Raw genomic sequence first — 18,385 nt, forward strand, 5'->3', positions numbered from 1 at the left:
AGCCCTACGCTCTCAATCGCAATCTTGTCGGAGAACTCACCATGACGATTATCGTGAGGCCGCTGCATCCCATCTTCGTTGCCGAAGTATCCGGTGTCGATCTGCGCTGTCCCGTCGATCGGGAAATCTTCCGGGAAATCGAAGCCGCGCTCGACCGCTATGCCGTACTGATCTTCCGGGCTCAGCCGCTGGCGGACGAGCAGCAGATCGCATTTAGCCAGTTGTTCGGACGTCTCGAGACCTCGATCGGCACGATCCGCAAAGACCGCAAGCATCGCCTAGGAAGACAGGAGATCGCCGACGTCTCGAACCTTGATGAGGATAACAATGTCCGCCTGCTCGCGGACCGCTGGTGCATGATGATACTGGCCAACCAGCTTTGGCACACCGACAGCTCGTTCAAGCGAGTGCCGGGCAAAGTGTCCCTACTGTCGGCGCACGAGGTGCCGCCGAATGGCGGCGAAACCGAATTCGCCGATCTTCGCGCTGCCTACGATTCGCTCGACGAAGCCACTAAGGCGCGGATCGACAATCTTGTTGCAGAGCACTCGATCTTTCACTCCCGAAGTCTCATCGGCTACACCGACTTTTCCGACCAGGAACGCGCCACACTGCCAGCGGTCCCCCAAACCTTAGTGCGTGTGCATCCAGGGTCCGGTCGCAAGACTCTCTATCTCGCCTCGCATGCTTCGCACATCGTCGGATGGCCAGTCGACCAGGGTCGCGCGCTTCTCGACGAGTTGATGTCTTTTGCTACCCAACCGTGCTTTGTCTATCAGCACCGCTGGAGGGTCGGGGATCTAGTCGTCTGGGACAACCGTTGCACGCTTCACCGCGGGCGGCCCTTTAACAACACAGAGGATCGTCGTGACATGCGGCGCACGACGGTTGAGGATTTGGCCTCGACATTGGAGCAGTCCCATCTGGCTGAAAAATCATGACCGCGCTCACGCGGCGAACTGTATTGGGTGGCCTCTCCGCTCTGTTCGCCATGCCCGCCCGTTCAGAACCCTACTGGCCCGACCGACCGATCACGCTGGTTCATGGCTTTGCCCCGGGCGGCCCGACCGATACGGTCGCGCGAATCGTCGCAGAGGGATTGTCGCGGCGTCTAGGACAGCAGGTTGTGGTCGAACCCAGGCCAGGAGCGTCCGGTACAACCGCAGCCGGACAAGTGGCGCGCGCCGCGCACGATGGCTACACGCTGATTGCTATTCCGGGCGGCCATGCAACAGCCGCGGCCCTGTATAGATGGCTTCCTTATCGGACAATCGATGACTTCTCCATGATCAGCATGACCGCGGAGTATCCTTTCGTCTTCGTAACGTATTCCGGGCACGCGATGCAAACGATGGACGATCTCATCAGTCTGGCTCGCCACCGGCAGACGCCGTTGCTGTACGGCAGCCCCGGAATTGGGTCGGTTCATCACTTGTCGGTCGAGCTTCTCGCAAGAATGGCCAACATTCAACTGCAGCACGTTCCCTATCGCGGGAGTGCGCAAGCGGTGACCGATCTGATCGGCAAGCGGATCGATTTTATGATCGATCCTCCCACACTCATGATTGAATTCGTGCGGGATGGTAGGCTGCGTGCGCTCGGGACAACGGGAGCCTCCCGGTTTTTTAGTATGCCCGAAGTTCCGACGGTGTCCGAGGCGGCCCTTCCCGGCTATGTCGTCACCTCATGGCAAGGGCTCGTTGGGCCCGCCGGAGTTTCGCAACCGATCGTCGACCGGCTGAGCCGCGAGGCGGCGGCGGTTCTGTCGGAGCCTGCCATCGTTGAACGCCTCAGAGCGCTCGGCAACGATGCGATATCCTCCAGTCCCGACGCATTCAAAGCGCGGATCGCTGCGGACGTAGAGAGATGGTCCAGCATCGTCGAGACCGCCAATATCGAGCGCATCTGATAGCGTGCGACACCGCAACGGACCGATATGTCGTCGAACAGCAGCTCGGCGAGCCAACCGCGTGTGCGGGAACCCGTCCGTCAGTGGTCCATCCGTGTCGAGGCTGCGAGAGCGGAGTCGAGCGAGCCACTTAGAGTGGCGCTTTCGCTCACATGCTCTCGCCGGCGGATGCCGCAGCAAGACATCGCGCCTTTGGCGGCATGCGGTTAAGGCAGCGTACTCTGGCGAAGTGGCGCACCACGGCCGATGAAGATGGGCACTATTGCTTCGCCGCAGCGCTATGATGTCGTACGCGAGACCGCGCTATCGTAGCCAAGATTGCGACCAGCCGTGATTCGAGGCTACCCTGCTGCCGTTGCCGTCGGTCAATGGAGCGCGGTCAGGCCTTTTCCTCCACTCCGCCTGGGCGATCGTTCGCGACGCACGACGGGACCTGGAGACTGCCCGAGATTGGGAAGCGCCGCTCGCGACAAACTTCGGCTGGGAGATGTCGTGGCGGCCGCGCGCACCGCGGCTGACGCGATCGAGAGCATAAGGACATTTTGGCCGTTTGAAATTGCGCAACGGACTTGGCGCACCGCCTAGGCGGCCAAACGGCGCTCCCTCTTCGACCTCCTCTAGGCTCCCGTCCGAAGCCCTCTTCGGGAAGCGCGCTAGCGCGGCCTTCCGGGAATCTCGGTCCAGCGCGTAGGCGGTTTGTTTGAACTCGATGCCATCAATGAGCCCTTGAATGTAGCCGGAGATCGTGTCCGCGGCCATGATGAGCGCCGTGTCGAGTGTATGGATGTACCTGCTCGTCACCGAACCCTTGGCATGGCCTACCAGCGCCGCGATGGTCACCTCGGTAAAGCCGAGATCGTTGGCGATACTCGCGAAGCTATGACGTAGGACGTGGGGAGTAATATCGGATAGCGGGAGTCCTCGAAGATGTGCTTCCAATGGTTTGGAAAGCTGCCGAATGCGTTGTCCTCACCCTGCCCCCGGGAAGACGTATGTGCCTACATTGCGGGTGCGCCGTCTCTCGAGATATTCAACGACGGGCAAGCCAACAGGGCGGATGGATTTCCCCTCCTTACCGTCCTCCAATCGCAAGCAGCTAGCCTCAGTGTCCGCCTCCATCCATTTCAAGCTGATCATCTCGCTCCGCCGGCAGCCGGTCAGCGCCAGCTGGCGAACGATGTCCAGGATAGTGGTGTATTTCTCCTGCTTTGCAGCGTCCCGAAGCATCCGACCCAATATTCGGTACTCCGCCTCCGATAGCCGACGCTTTCGCACCTTGTCCTTTGGCTTGCGGACGCCGTGGGCTGGGTTGCATTCGACAATGCCTGCTTCGACCGCATAGGTAAGAATGCCGGCAACGGGGAAGGTAGACATGTCCGATCGAATGTTCCTGACGCTTGATGAGGTTATCGACCGCTATCGTGGCCGGATCAGCGGGGGCACCTTGCGCAACTGGCGCTCCATGAGAGTTGGGCCCTCGTTCCTAAAGCTCGGCAAGGCCGTTCTCTACCCTCTCGAGGAACTCGAACGTTGGGATCGCAGAAACCTCGTCGTCTGTCGACCGTGCAGGTCGTTCCCTAATTGAAGAGGCGAGTGAGTAATCAGTGCTATCGTCGGTCACGCGAAACTAAATGCGCAAAGGTCTCGAACACCTCGGCAATGGATGGGACGAGGATAGATATCGATTCGGAATCCGTGATCTGATATGATCGTCAATTGCTGGCAAAGACTCCGTGTGTTTACCCGGGTTTGTCACGATCAAGCATAGAAAACCGATCCCCGACCCATACCCCATTCATTTCTCAGCACCGCGCAAATAATTGTTTTCTCGGGAAGTTTCGCTTTGAATCTGCTGATTCACAACAATGCCACTCGCAGCCCAACTGCACGTGCAATCATGGCTCACCATTCTTGAGCAGTGATTGAGCGTGATTCTTTAGTCTGTTGGATGCTTCCCGCAGCAAGTCGCCAAACGGGTTGAAAAATTGCGCTTTTGCCCTCCGAAGGCAAAGGTCACACGTTCGAATCGTGTCGGGTGCGCCAATTTCGCTTGGTTTTGGAGAGCGATGCGCGTCCAAACCGAAGCCGCTGCTCCAGCGTCATTCGCGCGAGTAAGCAAATGAATGAAAATTGTGGGGAGCGCGGATAGCATGGCAGTGAACCGCGCTCCCGGCTGAGAGCCGATCGTCGTCAGAAGCGGCAGGATAGGATTGTCCTCGCAGGCCGGCGCTCACACAGGCGGCCGCCAGGATTCGACCGCTACCGTAAGGAGTACAGCACCGTGCGAAATCATGGTTCGGCGTATTAGCCTGTGGTAGCGGGGGGTCCGCTACATCGCGATACCCATTATCGTACAAGCTCTGTTTTCCTATCGGCGCGCAGCTTAGCTCGGCAGGCAGCGTCATGATGGTCCGCAAAAAGCCGCCGCTTGTGCGCGATCTATCGCCGTCCAAAGCGGTCCCACGGAGGGTCTCAGATCGATGGCGGGCGCGGCCGCGCCGAGCACAAGCCCGGCAGCGCCGTTCAGGAATTGCCGCCGGTCGATCATCCGCTGCGGTGAGCGCGAATCATTGCTCATTTCGGTACGCCGACGGACCGTGTAGCCGCTGATGCTGGACGACGGTCGCGCAACCGCGCTGCGTGGTATTGCGCGACGCCGTCCTAGGGATATTCGGCCAGGAAGTCGGAGATCCGGAGCAGGGCAGCGGCAGGCTCCTCACGCTGGATCGATGCATAGACGGCGTCCCAGCACTCGCAGAAGGACGCTTCCGACGCGCCGCGCTCGCCGCACAGCTCGTAGATCGTCACACTGGGTGTGAGAAGGCGGCACGGGCATATTTGTCCGCCTATGGGCCATTCCCCGATATTGGCCTATCTGCCTTTGCGTCGCTCTTGGGGGTCGAACGGACATGATCAATTTTTGAGTGCTTGCCCTAACATCAGCTCGGCTGCGACGCCACGACGGCGGAGATCTCGTCAAGAAGCGTCGCGTGCTGTTCCCAGGGTATGCAATCGACACTCATCTGCGGTCGCCCGGGATTGTCGACCCGGCTGTCATCAACCGCCTGCCCGGTCTCCACCGCCGCCGACAGGAACACGTGATCCATATCGCGATTGAAATAGCGTAGAAGAGCGTCCCGCAACGCCGGCTTGGTGCAGGCCATTGCAGCAAGGAGCCCATAAGCTCCCCAGTTCGACACGCCGGCGACGATGAGCACATCGACCGGGGTCGTTGCTGCGATCATCTCGCCGTTGGGAATTCCGCGTTCGATGATTTCCTTGGGCAGGGATCCCATCCCAATTTCATTGCCGCCGTCCCCGATGCCGATCGTCTGCCAGCGACGCTTCGCGGCGGGGTCGCTAAAGAGAAGATGGAGCGGCGCCGTTTCGCGCGACATATCCCATCCATGCTCCCGATGAGGCTTTCCATCCGAACCCGGAGAAGCCCGCTCGATGGCGATCAAGTGAGTGATCGGCCGATCGCCCGTTTCCAGGTACTGTCGTAGGCGGAGAACTGAACTCTCCGTCGTCGACACGACCTCAAGATTTACTGGCGCCGGCAGCGCATCGACTACGGCCCACACCGCCTTTGCACACGGCGCATCGGTAATGACCGTTACCGGAATCCCCGCATTTGCGAGGCCCGCGGCCAGATGGGCCATCCCGCCGAGCCCATCCGTTTCCGGAGAAGGCGGCTCCGCGTGCTGGATATAGAACCCGGTGACGATGCCAACGTGCGCGTTGGGCGTGTTCACGATCGCCTCTGCGGCGCGGGCGAGATTGCCTTTTGCCCACGCGGTCATCTGGCTGATGTCGCGTTTGACTCTGCGCCCGATGATCGCCTCGATCCGGGCCACGGACTCGTTCACTGTCTCCACCTCGACTTGCAGCGCGTCCACGGATAGTTCGTCAGGTTCGTGTTGGCTTCCGGGGATGGAATAGCTCTTCGACGGACTGTTTCGGGTCCTTGATGCAAGAGCGGTCCTTGCGATCGTTCTTCTGGGCCTCGAGCTTCTGCAGGAAACGGAAACGCGGCGACGGGGTCGCGTGCCCCGATCGCCCGTGCTTGGTCATGCCGAAACCCTTTTGGCCGCCATGTGTCATTTGATCGCCAACGAAACCGTGCAGTGCACCCGGGAGCCGCCACCGGGGCCAAAGCTTCATGCGGTTCGCCGAGAATAGCCCTGATCGTCAAGAGGCGCGAGGCTGTGGGACAGTCGGTTTGCGAGATCAAAATGCTGCAGTGCGGAGCACTGAGACGCGCAACGCTACTCACGGATCAAAGGCACGAACCGGACCGGCGCTACGATCGTGGTTGTGGCCGTTCCGTCGGCGTGTTTTGCCAACACCACAAGCTTCTGATCGAAACCGCCAACCGGGATGACGATGCGGCCACCAGGCCCTAGTTGCGCGATCAGCGGCGGTGGGACGTGGTTAGGAGCTGCGGTCACGATGATGGCATCGAAGGGCGCATGCTCCGGCCAGCCTTGGTAGCCATCCCCGATCTTGGTCGAAACATTTATGTAGCCCAGACGTTCGAGGTTGGCACGGGCCATAGTGCCAAGTTCTGGTACGATCTCGATCGTATAAACCTCGTCTGCGAGCGCGGATAAGATCGCTGTCTGGTATCCCGACCCGGTGCCCACCTCCAGGACCTTGTCCGTCTTCGCCAGCTGCAGCAGCTCCGTCATCAGGCCGACGATCAGCGGTTGCGAGATCGTCTGGCCGCGGCCTATCGGCAGCGGTGAGTTGCTATAAGCTGCGGACCTGTACTCGGGCGGCACGAACTCGTGTCGCGGCACCTCTATCATTGCGGCGCGCACACGCGGACTGAGCCGAGCCACACCGCCGGTTCCCCCGGCCGACGCGAGCATTGCGTCGATCTGCTCGACCATCCGCTGGCGATCGGCGGCGTCTTGCTGCGCCGTGCAAGCCGTAGCCAGCACGGCACTGGCCAAGATGGCGAACACCCCGAACGATAGAACTTGTCGGCACCACAACATTCTGGTCCTCGATGTGCCTCGCCCGCCTCCTGATCGGGGGACTGGGATTCAAAATGATCGCGATTACTGCACCCGATATTTGCTCGCATAGTGTCTGCCGAGAATCTTGCGGGCCTGATCGGCCAGTCGCTTGTTGCCAGTCGCTGGTGGCTTGACGTGGCGCTTTCGGGGCTTCGGCCAATCCGTTCTCGAGCTCTGTTTTCTTGGCATGCACATCGTCCAGATCAGGGTTGTGAGGGAACCGCCTGCCTTCAAGAGACGATCTCGACCGGACTGCCGATCGCGAGTCCAAGGTCGCGGTCCGCGCGCCCCTGGTTGACAGCGATTTCGGCGAGCCCGTTCGAGTTCTTGTACCAGAAGGCCGAGCCGGGCGGCCGATCGCTGAAGGTCCTTTCGCGCTCCAATATTCGACCCGCCGCGGCAAGCCCGGCGTTGGGCGGCAGCATGGCAGCCCTTAACCCGGTCATGGCATTGCCAAAGTGGTCGACGTAAACGATCTCGCAAAGGTCGTCCGGCCAGTCTGTCCGGCGATCCGCGCCATCCTTGCGCGGCTGTCCGGGTGGAGGCTCGCCGTTCGCCAGCATGGCTGAGACCGGTGCGAAAAGGTCGCGCCCGTGAAAGCTGGCCGAGAGGCGCTGCGGCCTCCAGTCGATGTCCCAGCTGCGCGTCTTTTTGGCGCGGCGCAGGACCAACTCAAACAAGCCGTTGCCGGGGCCGACATACCACCGGCCGTCGGCCTCAAGCACAATGGCCGGGCGTGTCCCGCCGACGCCGGGATCGACGACGCAGAGAAAGACGGTTCCGACCGGAAACCAGGCGGCATAAGCCGCCAGGAGGTACGCTGACGCCTTCGGATTACCCGCGGGCGCATCGGCGAAGAGGTCGATAGCGGGAACGCCCGGCGCCTTCTGGTGCAGCGCTGCCTTCACCTGACCCGTATACGGGCCGTGCAGCCCGAAATCCGTGAATAGCACAATCATGTTATCAGCTTGCTCCCGTGGTCCCCCGCGCCGCAAGTTTACGGTGCGAGCGCTCGCGGACCTCAGCGGCCGAGATTATCGACGGATCGGCTTACGATCTTCGTCCGACAGGGAGTAGAATGCGGACGCCGCGGGCACTCGTGCCCGCAGGCGAGCCCCAGCTGGACATCGTCCGCAACTCTCCGTCCCGCCGTCGGCAAGTAACTGGGAATTGCCCAGTGATCCACACCGCGAACTCTATGACCGAACTTGCACGTTTGGAAGCACCACTTTGCGGCTCACAGGCGACGGCCGCTGCGGTATTTGCGCTACCGCAATCCGGCTTGTTCGCAGTTGGGGGCAGCGGCGCGTCCCGATCCGGATCGGCAAACGGGAACGCGCGTGAGCAACGATGTTGCCGGCGGCGAGGCGCCTCACTGCCGCGTGTTGGAGCATGAGTCCGTTTGGGAGGAGGTCACGATGAAGATTGACAGCACCACATTTGGCACGATTACGATTGACGGAGAAACCTATGAGCACGACGTGATCGTTCGCCTTTCCGGCGAGGTTGTGAAGCGGAAAAAGAAGCTATCAAAGAAATTGTATGGCACTTCGCACGTGCTTTCAGAAGACGAGGCAAGGTTCCTCTTCGAAAGGGGGTGCGACCAGATCGTCATTGGCTCGGGTCAGATGGGCAACGTGCACCTGTCTCCGGAAGCTGAAGCCTATTTCAAGAGAAAGGGCTGCGAGGTCTTATTGAAGCCGACACCCGAAGCGATCCAGACGTTCAACCGGTCGCGCGCAAGGAGGATCGGGCTCTTTCACGTGACCTGTTGACCCTGCGGAAGGCGAAATAGGCGTGTCGTAATAGAAAGCGGGAGAGCGGGCACCTGGCGGTTGCTAGTTAATCAACGGAGAGCATGAGCACAAGAAGCTGACCAGGGAGAAACACGATGGCGGCCAAGGACGTCAAATTCTCAACCGAGGCGCGCGGAAAGATGCTGCGCGGCATCGACATCCTCGCCGACGCCGTGCGGGTCACGCTGGGTCCCAAGGGCCGTAACGTCGTGCTCGACAGGTTCGGGACGCCGCGGATCACCAAAGATGGCGTGACTGTTGCGAAGGAAATCGAGCTTGACGACAAGTTCGAGAACATGGGCGCGCAGCTGGTCAAGGAAATCGCGTCAAAGACGTCGTACCTGGCGGGCGACGGTACGACGACGGCAACCGTGCTTGCCCAGGCAATCGTCAAGGAGGGGGCCAAGGCTGTAGCCGCGGGCATGAATCCGATGGACGTGAAGCGCGGGGTTGACTTGGCAATCGATGCAGTTGTCGACGACCTCAAGGAAAAGTCGAGGAAGGTGGCCTCGAGTGAGGAGATGGCTCAGGTTGCCACGATCTCGGCCAACGGCGATACGGAGATCGGCCGGCTCATCGCGGATGCCTTGGAACGGATCGGCAGCGAGGGCGCCATTACCGTCGAGGAGGCAAAGTCGCTCGAGACGGAGCTTGAGGTGGTGGATGGGATGCAGTTCGATCGCGGCTACATCTCGCCCTATTTCATCACCAATGCCGAAAAGATGCTGGTCGAATTTGAAGACCCGCACATTCTGGTTTGCGAAAGGAAGTTGTCGGGACTGCAGGAGTTGCTGCCGCTGCTGGAAACGGCCGTGAACAGCGGTAAACCGCTTCTCATCATCGCGGAGGATGTCGAGGGCGAAGCTCTCGCGACGCTTGTCGTCAACAAACTCCGGGGCGGCCTGAAGGTCGCTGCCGTCAAGGCGCCAGATTTCGGCGACCGACGCAAAGCGATCCTCCGAGACACTGCAATCCTGACCGGGGGCACCGTGATCGCCGAGGATGTGGGCATCAAGCTCGAACATGTGACGCTTGATATGCTCGGCCGCGCCAAGAAGGCGTTGATCGACAAGGAGAGCACCACGATCGTTGGCGGCGCCGGCAAGAAGGCCGACATCGAGGCTCGGATCGCGGAGATCAAATCACAGATCCTGGAGACGACCTCCGACTACGATCGTGAGAAGCTTGAGGAGCGGCTCGCCAAGGTCGGCGGCGGCGTAGCGGTGATTCACGTCGGCGGGGCGACCGAAATCGAGGTCAGGGAGCGGAAGGATCGCGTGGATGACGCGATGCATGCAACCCGCGCTGCGGTCGCAGAAGGCTTTCTGCCTGGCGGTGGGATTGCGCTGCTTCGTGCGGCCAAGGCGCTCGGGAAGCTCAAAGGCGGAAATGGGGATCAGCAGCGCGGGATCGAGATCGTCAGGAAGGCCTTGGGTTGGCCGGCCCGTCAAATCGCTATCAATGCCGGCGAGGACGGCTCGCTCGTCATCGGAAAGATCCTGGATCGCGAGACCTACGCCTACGGCTTCGACGCCCAGACCGGTGAATTCGGCAATCTGGTGACCAAGGGCATTATCGATCCGACGAAGGTGGTTCGAACGGCCTTGCAGGATGCCGCGTCGATTGCAAGCCTGCTGATCACGACGGAAGCCATGGTCGCAGAGCGGCCGAGCAAGGATACGGCGCCGCTTGGCCACCCGCATCCGCCCCATGGGGCCGACATCGACTTTTGAGTGGCGCTGCGTTGCACAAGCGACGCTCGTCGAGCGGGGGGCGTCACGCCTGCCCGGCAGTCAACGCAGCACCGCCGTCACAGTGACGCCAGCGCATTAACTTCGCCTTGTGAGCACGCGCGGACGTGGGATAGTATCTTATGGTCGGTAGTCCACGTCGGCATGAGGAGGTTGGCGTGGTGGAAGAAGCCAAGACACCGAGCTTAACGCGACGGGCGTTATTGACGGCCGCAACTGCGGCGGGGGCTGGATTTGCGGGCAGCGCCCTCGTTTCGCCGCTGGACGCGAGTGACAGCGACGATGATGTTGCGATCGTCAAGCAACTCACTGGAATGATTCCCGTGGAGTCGGATCGCGTCCACCTCGTGATGCCGAGGACGTTCCCAAACGGCTATACCGTGCCTCTCTCTCTCGAGATCGATAGCCCAATGACTGAAGCGGACCACGTGCGTCATGTCCGCGTCTTCGCGCCGCGCAACCCACTCATCGAGGTTGCTCGCTTTCACTTTGTGCCGGGGCACAGCGAGCCGAGAGTGTCGACACGGATTCGTCTGGCCGAACCGCAATACGTCGTGGCGGTGGCGGAAATGAACGACGTTGCACTCCTGATGACCAAGACCTGGGTCGAGGTGGCTACCAACGGCTGCGCCTGAGATCTCCCGGAGGGAGGAAAGAATGTTCATCCCGATACCACGCGTGCAAGTACCAGACGTTGCGGCGAAGGGCGAAATCTTTCAGGTCAAGGCCTTGATCAGCCACCAGATGGAAACAGGGCTGCGCCGTGACCCCCAGGGCGACGTGATCCCGCGCAAGATCATCAACAAGTTTGCCTGTCGCTACAGCGACGTTGTCGTCTTCGACGTCGATCTGCACGAGGCCATGGCGGCCAACCCCTATATTGAGTTCTACCTGCGCGCGACAGAGAGCGGTCGGCTGGAGTTCATCTGGGAGGAGGATGGCGGCAACACCTACGCGCTGACCCACCAACTCACGGTCGGCTGATGCCGGGCGGCTCGACCGCTGTCTCGGCAACCGCGGGGCCCCGCCGAAGTGCGTGGAGCCTCCATCAGATCATTGCACTTTTGCTGGTCGCGAGCCTGGTTGTCTCCTTTGCGGAGCGCGGCTTCGCGGCAGACAGTGACCAGGGTGCCCAATTGGCAGCGACATGTGCAGCCTGTCATCGCCTCGACGGCCATGACAAGGGTATCCCGTCGATTGTCGGACTGAGCGAAGAACAGTTTGTCACCCTCATGATGGCCTTCAAGTCGGGCGAGCGTTCCGGTCCGATCATGCGCACGGTGGCGCGCTCCCTCAGCAACGAAGAAATCGCGATCCTAGCGCGCTATTTCGCGGCACGAGGAAAGGAAACGCAGCGGCGATGACATGTTGGACGCGTCGTCAGTTTGGCTGCTTGGCCGGAGCGATGTGCATAGGGGCGCTCCATCCGCAAACCGCGCGAGGCCAGGCCAAGGCTCGAGTCCTGGTGATCGGTGGCGGCGTGGGCGGTGCGACCGCCGCCAAGTACTTGGCCCTGGGCTCCGAAGCGCTCGCTGTGACACTGGTCGAGCCCAAAGCGCAGTACACGACCTGTTTCTTCAGCAACCTCTATCTTGCCGGGCTTCGCTCGCTAGAATCGCTCACGCATGGCTATGAGACACTTGAACAGAGATACGGCGTCAAGGTCGTCCATGACTCCGTGACGGCGATCGATCCAGAGGCCAAGAACGTGAGCCTCGAAGGCGGGGCAAAGCTATCGTACGACCGCGTTGTCCTTGCCCCAGGTATTGGCTTCAAGGTCGGCGCCATCGATGGCTATGACGACGCCGCGACGCAGATCATGCCGCACGCCTGGACCGCCGGGCCACAAACCAGGATTCTGCGAGAGCAACTTGAAAGCATGGAGGACGGCGGCGTGTTCGTACTCGTCGTCCCGCCGGACCCGTTCCGCTGCCCACCCGGTCCCTACGAGCGCGCTTCCCTCATTGCCTACTATTTCAAGCAGTACAAGCCGCGGGCGAAAATCCTGATCCTTGATGCGAAAGACAGTTTCTTCGCGCAGGACGTGTTCGAAGATGGTTGGAACCGCCACTATCCGGGAATGATCGAGTGGCTGCCGGGGCAGTTCACGGGTGGGATCAAGGCGGTCGACGTGAAAGGTCGATTGGTCAAAACGGCCGGGGACACGTTCAAGGCCGATGTCGCCAATGTCATCCCGGCACAGGAGGCCGGCCGTCTCGCACAGCAGGCGCACCTCGTGGATCAATCGGGATGGTGTCCTATCGATCCGATGACATTCGAATCGAAGCTGCAGCCCGGCATCCATGTCATCGGCGATGCGGCAAAGGCCGGCAATATGGCGAAATCGGCTTTTGCGTCGAACAGCCAAGCCAAGGTCTGCGCCTTCGCAATCCTGGCTGCACTCACCGGATCCGAGCGATTTGCGCCCCACTTGTTCAATACATGCTTCACTGTTCTTGCTTCCGACGACGCGGTGACGAGCGCGATCAGCTACAGCGCCGATCCGGAGACAATCAAGGTCAACGACTTCTTCCTCAGCAAGGTCGGTGACAATGCCTGGATACGCCGCGAGGCCGTGCACCAGGCAGACGGCTGGTACGCCGCATTCACCCACGACATTTTCGGCTGAAGCCGTCGTTCAGCCTTGCTCGATTGCCGACACGGGCATCACCGGAAAAGTATCGGTCGCAGATTGCGTTTCGCCGCTCGGCTGCCCCGCAGATAACGGCGTGGGGACGGGATCGGGCATCCGTTCCAGGCGAAGTGAGTTCAGTACCACGAGAACGCTCGAGCCGGCCATCACCGCAGCCGCAATGACTGGCTGCAGCAGGCCGAGCACGGCGAGCGTCAGCGCAATCAGGTTGTACCCGAACGCCCATAGCAGGTTGGTGAGGATCGTCATGCGAACCGCGCGTGCGACATCGACGACCCATGGCAGCATCCACAACCCACCCCGAGGCAAGACCACGGCAGCAGTTTCGCGAGCGAGATCGGTCGCGGAACCGACGGCGATTCCGATATCCGCTTCGGCGAGCACCGGCCCGTCGTTGAGGCCGTCGCCGACCATCGCAACCACATCGTACCTTTGGCGCAGCCGACGCAGGGCAGCCCGCTTGGCCTCGGGGGCCAGGCCAGAGCGTGCATCCTCGATCCCGGCCGCAACAGCAACTCGCTGCGTCGCATGCGCAAGATCTCCGCTCAGCAGCATCACATGCAACCCGCGGCTCCGCAGTGCTTCGCCCGTCGATCGCACCTCGGGAAGCGCCGCATCATCGAGCGCCAGCGCGGCACGCACCTGCTCGCCCCATCCGACATAGATCACGGAGTAACCATCGGCTTCCAGCGACCGACCACGTTCGCCGAGAGCCGGCGCGACCGACCAGCCAAGTTCGCTCATCAGTACTCGGCTGCCAGCCGCCACTACTTGTCCGTTTGCATTCCCTCGGATGCCGCGGCCGGGCAGGATCCGAACGTCGGCTGCAACCACCGGGTCGAGGCCACGCTCTGCCGCCGCTGCCGCGATGGCGTGCCCGAAGCCATGTTCGGAATGGCGCTCAAGCCCGGCAGCTCGTGCGAGCACCTCATCGGCCACCATCCCGTCGGTCTCTATCCTCACAACACGCGCTCTGCCCGACGTGAGCGTACCTGTTTTGTCGAATGCGAGCAGCCGTGCGCGCGCAAGTTCTTCGAGCGCGCCAGGCTCGCGGATCAGACAGCCTCGCCGCGCCAGCCGCCCGATGCCGAGCGAGGTCGCAAGCGGGGCGGCAAGGCCTACTGCACACGGGCAGGCAATCACGAGCACGGCGAGGCCGATGAGCAACGCCCGATCGAACGGCAACCACTGCGCCCAATAAAGCGTCGTCAGCCCGCCGAGGGACAGAACGAGAGGGACGAAGATGCCGACAACACGGTCAGCAAGGCGTTGGGTCGGACTGCGCCGGGTCAGCGCGTCCCGCACTGATCGGCAAATCTGGGCCCATCGGGTGTCCGTCCCGGCTCGGGTGGTCCGGATCAAGAGCGGACCATCCAAATTGATGCTGCCAGCGATAACAGGGGAGCCGACGCCCTTCGGTACGAGACGGCTTTCTCCGGTTATCACAGCTTCGTCAGCGTGGGATTCGCCCTCCATCACCGTACCATCGAGGGGAATGCGCTCTCCCGGCCGCACCTGGACCAACGTGCCGACGCCAACCCCGCGCACTGCACGGCGCGTCTCCACGCTACCATCGACCACGGTCGCGCATTCGCTTTCCGCGGCCAAGAGCGGTTCGAGGTTGCGGGCGGCCCGGGCGCGGCCAGCCGCCTCGAGATAGCGGCCCACGGTGAACAGCATCAGAACCATGGTGGCGGTGTCGAAGTAGACGTGCGGGCCGCGCTCGACGACGGCAAATGCTGAATAGAGATAGGCGGCGCCGACGCTGAGGACGATGAGCGTAGAGGCCGTCACGCGTCCTTCAACCGCGTCACGCCAGGTGTCAGCAAGGAATGGTCCGCCGAGAATAATCAGAGCCGGCGTTGCGAACACCCAGAGGAGGAGGTGAATCCAGGGAAGCAGCCTTGCATCGACACCCGTGAACGCCCCTGCATATAATAGCAGGCTGAACAGCATGATGTTCATGGAGAGAAAGCCACCCGCGCCCAATCGGATCAGGAGCCAAGCGGCTTCCCATTCCTCGCTCTCGCCGTTCTTCACCTGAAACGCGATGCAACAACCATAGCAGCAGAACGCATGGCTCTCGCCGTTCACTGTGCGCTGCATCGCTCGTGCGCCGATAGGAAGCAGACAATGGCTGCACAGGATGCCGCCGCGTTCGCTCATGCGAAATATCCTCCCGGCCAACCATGTGACATGTGAGCCGCGAAGGGCAGGATGCCGCGGCCAAGGGTGACAAGGCCAAGGAGCAGGATGCAACTGCCGGCCAGCCACACGCCGCGCTGCCGCCATGCTGGCGCAAGAAACTGGCCAACGGCACCCATCATCAGCATGGCCGGGAAAGTCCCCAGTCCGAACGACGCCATGGTAAGAAAGCCAGGAAGCGCTCCTGCGGTGCTCGCCGCCTCAGCGAGAAAGGCATAGACCAGGGGACACGGCAGAAAGCCGTTGAACACGCCGAATGCCAGCGGTGCCGCGTGGCCATCCGCGGCAAGTAGGCTCCGTAGGGATACGGCGAGCGTGCTGCTACCGAAGCCGATCGCGAGGTGACGCAAGCGCGGCAGCAGGCCGAAGAATTGCAACGCCATGGCGATCATGAGCATTCCGGCAACAACTGCCAGGCCTCGCTGGGCGGCATCGAGGCTGCCACTCAACATCGGGACGGCCGTTCCCTGAGGCGTGCATATCACTTGACCGAGAGTGCCCGCGAGTCCACCGAGGAAGCAATAAGTTGTCAATCGTCCTAGATTGTAGAGAACATGGCGCAACGCGGTTGCCGCCTGACCGTGCGGGTCGTGGCCTAGCGCGCAGGCAAAACCGCCGCACATCCCGACACAGTGAAAGCTGCCGGCGAAGCCTGCGGCGAAGAGCATGAGATAGTAGGCCACGGCAGATGTCCCGCAAATCACCCGGCCGCATTGCGCCGAGCGCGCTGCTCTGCGGCAGCTATTTCATACGAACGAGGTAAGCGACCCAGGCAAAGAAACCGATCGTGAAGACCGCAAAGCCGATGAACGCGACGATCTGTTCCGGACTTGCCTCAGCCAGCGAGAAGATCGGATCCGCCAGCATGGTTCTTTCCCTTCAGCCGAAGTAGACCCGAACAACATTCATGGTGAGCTCGGAAAGCAGGAAAATCAGATTCACGGCGGCAATCGCGAGGATGATGCTGGCAATAAGCCACGCCGGCAGATTCCTCGTCATCGCCCCCTCCCGCTCATCCCGGCCTTCCCGGGCCTACCCCGCCCCAGTAATTCACCAGATAATAGAGCCCCCAGATGAACAGCACGGCATAGACGACCAACAGCCAAATCGGGATGTGGCCGACCCGCGCCTGGATGTAGCCGCCGGCATATTCCTCCATCTCGTGGGCTGAACTGTCACTCGCCGGCTGGTTCGACCGGTTCGTCGGTTCGGTCATTTTCCATCTCCCTGCGATAGAACCTTAGAGCCGCGTCGTCCGCTCCACTGAAGGCGCCCGAGAGGACGCCCCAAATGAAGATACACAGCGCACCGATGCTCATCAGCAACGCGACCATGTAGGGTCCTATGATCTCGAAATCCGTCATGGTTCACTCTTCTTCAACGGGGCGGAAGTCCGGCTTGCCGACACGCCCTCCGGCTTGCCAGTTGCAGCGCCAGACAATTCAGCGCGCTGCATACGGCCCCCACCCAGAACGTAGGCATCTTCCGGCGTGGCAGCCTCCAACTTGGGATCGTTGAGCGCGGCGCGATCCGCGGGCGAAATAGACAGCGGCTGAAGGGTGAGCGGGTCTTTGAAGGCGGACAGCGAAACAACATAGTAGGCAAGTGCCCAGCGATCGTCCTCCGACAACGAATCGCGGTAAGAAGGCATGGGCGTTCCGCTGAGGCCGGTGCTCATGGTCCTGAAGATATCCTCCACGGCCGGCCCCGATTTGAACTGGCCGCTGGTGAGATCCGCAGGCGGCGCCGGGAAGTTGAGATCGTCTTTCAGGCCCGGGGCTTTCTGACCATCTCCCTTGCCGGTATCGCCGTGGCACTCCCAGCACTTGGCGCTTTGCCAGACCTCCTTGCCGTGAGCGAGCAGCTGTTGGGACGGCGCAGGCGGCCTTCCAATGTACAATGGTGCGCCCGGGGGCTCCTCGGTGAAGAAGGCATAGGGTGCTGCGGGGTCGGAGCGGTCGACCGCAAGCTCATATTTGATGTACTGGATGACAGCGAGCCGATCCGTGAGTGGCAACTCATACCACGCCGGCATCGCCGTGCCGCGCACGCCGCGGGTGATGGTTCGCAGCAAGTCGCCGTCGGTGGGGATCGGTTTCTGGGTCAAGCGGAACTTGAAGGCCGCCGCATTGAAGTTTCGCGGTCGTTGCTTGAACAGGAAAGTCGCAGCGGGTCCGTTGCCGTCACCCTTGACGCCGTGGCACCCGATACATCGCCGCTCGTAGACTTCCTTGCCGTACGCGATCCATTGGCTCGAACGTGGAAGGGTGGCGTCCGTCACCGCCAGCTCTTGCGGCTCGAACTTATCCCGCCACTTGCCACGGTTCATGCCGAGCTTCTGGACATAAGCAATGAGGCCCTGAAGCTCTTCCGTCTCGACGGCAATCTCGACCGTGTTGCCCGTGTATTCCTTGTTTGGCGTCCACATGAGCGGAAACTTGCCGCGCGCTTGCATCGGCACAAACAAGAGTCCGTCGGTGTTCGGCGTGAGCTTGATCTGCTCCTTGCTTGTGAAGTCGAACAGCTTTGCGGTTTCCGTCGTTTTATCGAGCGTGCGATTGCCTGCCCCATCATCGACGATCTTCACTGCCTCCGCGGATGCATCAAATAGCTCCCGATAGGGCGCCATGATCGAGTCTTCCGTGAGCATGCGCGGATTCCAAAAATGGGCGAGATGCCACTCGTCGCCGTATTTGAGTCCGACCCGCGTCAGATCCGGTCCGATGCGTCGCGTGCCAAACAGGTGCGGAACATCGAAGGCGTATTCGCCCGCCTCGCTCACCGGGCCCCAACGGCGCGTCTCGCCCGTCACCGGACGAACGTATTGGGAATGGCAATACCAGCAGCCTTCGCGCAGATACACGCGACGGCCGAGCTGCTCCATCGCGGTGTAGTCGGTGGCCTCGGTCACCATCCATTTGAGCTGACCCAGCTCGGTGCGAACGACCGCGGTCACGGTAGTGGTCCGCGCTGACGGTTCAACGAATGGCAGGATCCCCTGGGTCAGGACCGCAAGAAAGAAGAAGCCGACGCCGGCGACAAGGGCG

General features: G+C 61.5%; 18 protein-coding genes, 1 tRNA gene and 1 pseudogene. 9 read left to right on the forward strand and 11 right to left on the reverse strand.

Annotated elements, in window-relative coordinates; genetic code table 11:
- Positions 1-41 precede the first annotated feature (41 nt).
- Together AC5ZGW_RS09040 and AC5ZGW_RS09045 are read left to right on the forward strand one after the other, a co-directional pair.
- Positions 42-941 carry a TauD/TfdA dioxygenase family protein gene (locus AC5ZGW_RS09040; protein ID WP_130227165.1) on the forward strand — a complete coding sequence of 300 codons (900 nt, stop codon included), beginning with the start codon at positions 42-44 and terminating at the stop codon, positions 939-941.
- Positions 938-1,909, forward strand: a complete 972-nt coding sequence (locus tag AC5ZGW_RS09045; protein WP_130227166.1) for a Bug family tripartite tricarboxylate transporter substrate binding protein — start codon at positions 938-940, stop codon at positions 1,907-1,909. Before AC5ZGW_RS09040 ends, AC5ZGW_RS09045 begins: the two co-directional genes overlap by 4 nt.
- Positions 1,910-2,212: 303 nt before the next feature.
- Here AC5ZGW_RS09045 and AC5ZGW_RS09050 read toward each other — a convergent pair.
- Positions 2,213-3,283 (reverse strand): annotated as a pseudogene (locus AC5ZGW_RS09050) (tyrosine-type recombinase/integrase).
- Positions 3,284-3,869: 586 nt separating this feature from the next.
- On the opposite strand from AC5ZGW_RS09050, the gene AC5ZGW_RS09055 reads away from it, so the two are divergent.
- Positions 3,870-3,952, forward strand: a tRNA-Arg gene (locus AC5ZGW_RS09055).
- Between the two features lie 618 nt (positions 3,953-4,570).
- Here AC5ZGW_RS09055 and AC5ZGW_RS09060 read toward each other — a convergent pair.
- The 4 genes from AC5ZGW_RS09060 to AC5ZGW_RS09075 all read right to left on the reverse strand — a co-directional run bounded on the left by AC5ZGW_RS09060 (position 4,571) and on the right by AC5ZGW_RS09075 (position 7,892).
- Positions 4,571-4,717: a hypothetical protein gene (locus tag AC5ZGW_RS09060; protein ID WP_165435304.1), complete on the reverse strand. Its 147-nt coding sequence runs from the start codon at positions 4,715-4,717 to the stop codon at positions 4,571-4,573.
- A 131-nt stretch (positions 4,718-4,848) separates the two neighbouring features.
- Positions 4,849-5,808, reverse strand: coding sequence for a glutamate cyclase domain-containing protein (locus AC5ZGW_RS09065; protein WP_130227168.1), 960 nt, complete (start codon positions 5,806-5,808; stop codon positions 4,849-4,851).
- Between the two features lie 369 nt (positions 5,809-6,177).
- Positions 6,178-6,867, reverse strand: a complete 690-nt coding sequence (locus AC5ZGW_RS09070; RefSeq protein WP_245474799.1) for a protein-L-isoaspartate(D-aspartate) O-methyltransferase — start codon at positions 6,865-6,867, stop codon at positions 6,178-6,180.
- A 296-nt stretch (positions 6,868-7,163) separates the two neighbouring features.
- A complete protein-coding gene (locus AC5ZGW_RS09075; RefSeq protein ID WP_130227170.1) occupies positions 7,164-7,892 on the reverse strand; it encodes an SAM hydrolase/SAM-dependent halogenase family protein in 729 nt (242 codons plus the stop codon).
- Positions 7,893-8,273: 381 nt separating this feature from the next.
- Here AC5ZGW_RS09075 and AC5ZGW_RS09080 point away from each other — a divergent pair, with 381 nt between their 5' ends.
- The 6 genes from AC5ZGW_RS09080 (at position 8,274) to AC5ZGW_RS09105 (ending at position 13,109) form a co-directional block, all read left to right on the forward strand.
- On the forward strand, positions 8,274-8,708 hold the full coding sequence (locus tag AC5ZGW_RS09080; protein WP_245474800.1) for an Mth938-like domain-containing protein: 435 nt from the start codon (positions 8,274-8,276) through the stop codon (positions 8,706-8,708).
- 116 nt (positions 8,709-8,824) lie between these two features.
- Positions 8,825-10,462, forward strand: coding sequence for a chaperonin GroEL (gene groL, locus AC5ZGW_RS09085; RefSeq protein ID WP_130227171.1), 1,638 nt, complete (start codon positions 8,825-8,827; stop codon positions 10,460-10,462).
- A gap of 176 nt (positions 10,463-10,638) precedes the next feature.
- Positions 10,639-11,115: a thiosulfate oxidation carrier protein SoxY gene (locus AC5ZGW_RS09090; protein WP_245474801.1), complete on the forward strand. Its 477-nt coding sequence runs from the start codon at positions 10,639-10,641 to the stop codon at positions 11,113-11,115.
- A gap of 22 nt (positions 11,116-11,137) precedes the next feature.
- On the forward strand, positions 11,138-11,464 hold the full coding sequence (soxZ, locus tag AC5ZGW_RS09095; protein ID WP_130227173.1) for a thiosulfate oxidation carrier complex protein SoxZ: 327 nt from the start codon (positions 11,138-11,140) through the stop codon (positions 11,462-11,464).
- Complete coding sequence (locus AC5ZGW_RS09100; protein WP_130227174.1) at positions 11,464-11,844, forward strand: hypothetical protein; 381 nt, start codon at positions 11,464-11,466, stop codon at positions 11,842-11,844. The genes soxZ and AC5ZGW_RS09100 overlap by 1 nt, the downstream gene beginning before the upstream one ends.
- 101 nt (positions 11,845-11,945) lie before the next feature.
- Positions 11,946-13,109, forward strand: a complete 1,164-nt coding sequence (locus tag AC5ZGW_RS09105) for an FAD-dependent oxidoreductase (protein WP_463327042.1) — start codon at positions 11,946-11,948, stop codon at positions 13,107-13,109.
- Positions 13,110-13,118: 9 nt separating this feature from the next.
- On the opposite strand, the gene AC5ZGW_RS09110 is transcribed toward AC5ZGW_RS09105, so the two are convergent.
- The 6 genes from AC5ZGW_RS09110 to AC5ZGW_RS09135 form a co-directional block, all read right to left on the reverse strand.
- A complete protein-coding gene (locus AC5ZGW_RS09110; protein ID WP_496113898.1) occupies positions 13,119-15,098 on the reverse strand; it encodes a heavy metal translocating P-type ATPase in 1,980 nt (659 codons plus the stop codon).
- Between the two features lie 197 nt (positions 15,099-15,295).
- Complete coding sequence (locus AC5ZGW_RS09115; protein ID WP_130227176.1) at positions 15,296-16,021, reverse strand: sulfite exporter TauE/SafE family protein; 726 nt, start codon at positions 16,019-16,021, stop codon at positions 15,296-15,298.
- A 58-nt stretch (positions 16,022-16,079) separates the two neighbouring features.
- Positions 16,080-16,205, reverse strand: a complete 126-nt coding sequence (locus AC5ZGW_RS09120; RefSeq protein ID WP_283813279.1) for a hypothetical protein — start codon at positions 16,203-16,205, stop codon at positions 16,080-16,082.
- A gap of 145 nt (positions 16,206-16,350) precedes the next feature.
- Entirely contained in the window at positions 16,351-16,554 is a 204-nt protein-coding gene (locus AC5ZGW_RS09125; protein ID WP_130227177.1) for a hypothetical protein, read from the reverse strand.
- Entirely contained in the window at positions 16,514-16,702 is a 189-nt protein-coding gene (locus tag AC5ZGW_RS09130; RefSeq protein ID WP_130227178.1) for a hypothetical protein, read from the reverse strand. The genes AC5ZGW_RS09125 and AC5ZGW_RS09130 overlap by 41 nt, the downstream gene beginning before the upstream one ends.
- Entirely contained in the window at positions 16,699-18,252 is a 1,554-nt protein-coding gene (locus AC5ZGW_RS09135; RefSeq protein WP_245474804.1) for a cbb3-type cytochrome c oxidase subunit II, read from the reverse strand. The genes AC5ZGW_RS09130 and AC5ZGW_RS09135 overlap by 4 nt, the downstream gene beginning before the upstream one ends.
- Positions 18,253-18,385 lie beyond the last annotated feature (133 nt).

The organism is Bradyrhizobium sp. Crot121 (genome assembly GCF_059512385.1).

Coding starts and splice junctions, on each gene's coding strand:
- AC5ZGW_RS09040 (WP_130227165.1), top strand. CDS start 42: ATGACGATTATCGTGAGGCCGCTGCATCCCATCTTCGTTGCCGAAGTA.
- AC5ZGW_RS09045 (WP_130227166.1), top strand. CDS start 938: ATGACCGCGCTCACGCGGCGAACTGTATTGGGTGGCCTCTCCGCTCTG.
- AC5ZGW_RS09075 (WP_130227170.1), bottom strand. CDS start 7,892: ATGATTGTGCTATTCACGGATTTCGGGCTGCACGGCCCGTATACGGGT.
- groL (WP_130227171.1), top strand. CDS start 8,825: ATGGCGGCCAAGGACGTCAAATTCTCAACCGAGGCGCGCGGAAAGATG.
- soxZ (WP_130227173.1), top strand. CDS start 11,138: ATGTTCATCCCGATACCACGCGTGCAAGTACCAGACGTTGCGGCGAAG.
- AC5ZGW_RS09100 (WP_130227174.1), top strand. CDS start 11,464: ATGCCGGGCGGCTCGACCGCTGTCTCGGCAACCGCGGGGCCCCGCCGA.
- AC5ZGW_RS09110 (WP_496113898.1), bottom strand. CDS start 15,098: ATGAACATCATGCTGTTCAGCCTGCTATTATATGCAGGGGCGTTCACG.
- AC5ZGW_RS09120 (WP_283813279.1), bottom strand. CDS start 16,205: ATGCTGGCGGATCCGATCTTCTCGCTGGCTGAGGCAAGTCCGGAACAG.
- AC5ZGW_RS09125 (WP_130227177.1), bottom strand. CDS start 16,554: ATGACCGAACCGACGAACCGGTCGAACCAGCCGGCGAGTGACAGTTCA.
- AC5ZGW_RS09130 (WP_130227178.1), bottom strand. CDS start 16,702: ATGACGGATTTCGAGATCATAGGACCCTACATGGTCGCGTTGCTGATG.
- AC5ZGW_RS09135 (WP_245474804.1), bottom strand. CDS start 18,252: ATGGTGACCGAGGCCACCGACTACACCGCGATGGAGCAGCTCGGCCGT.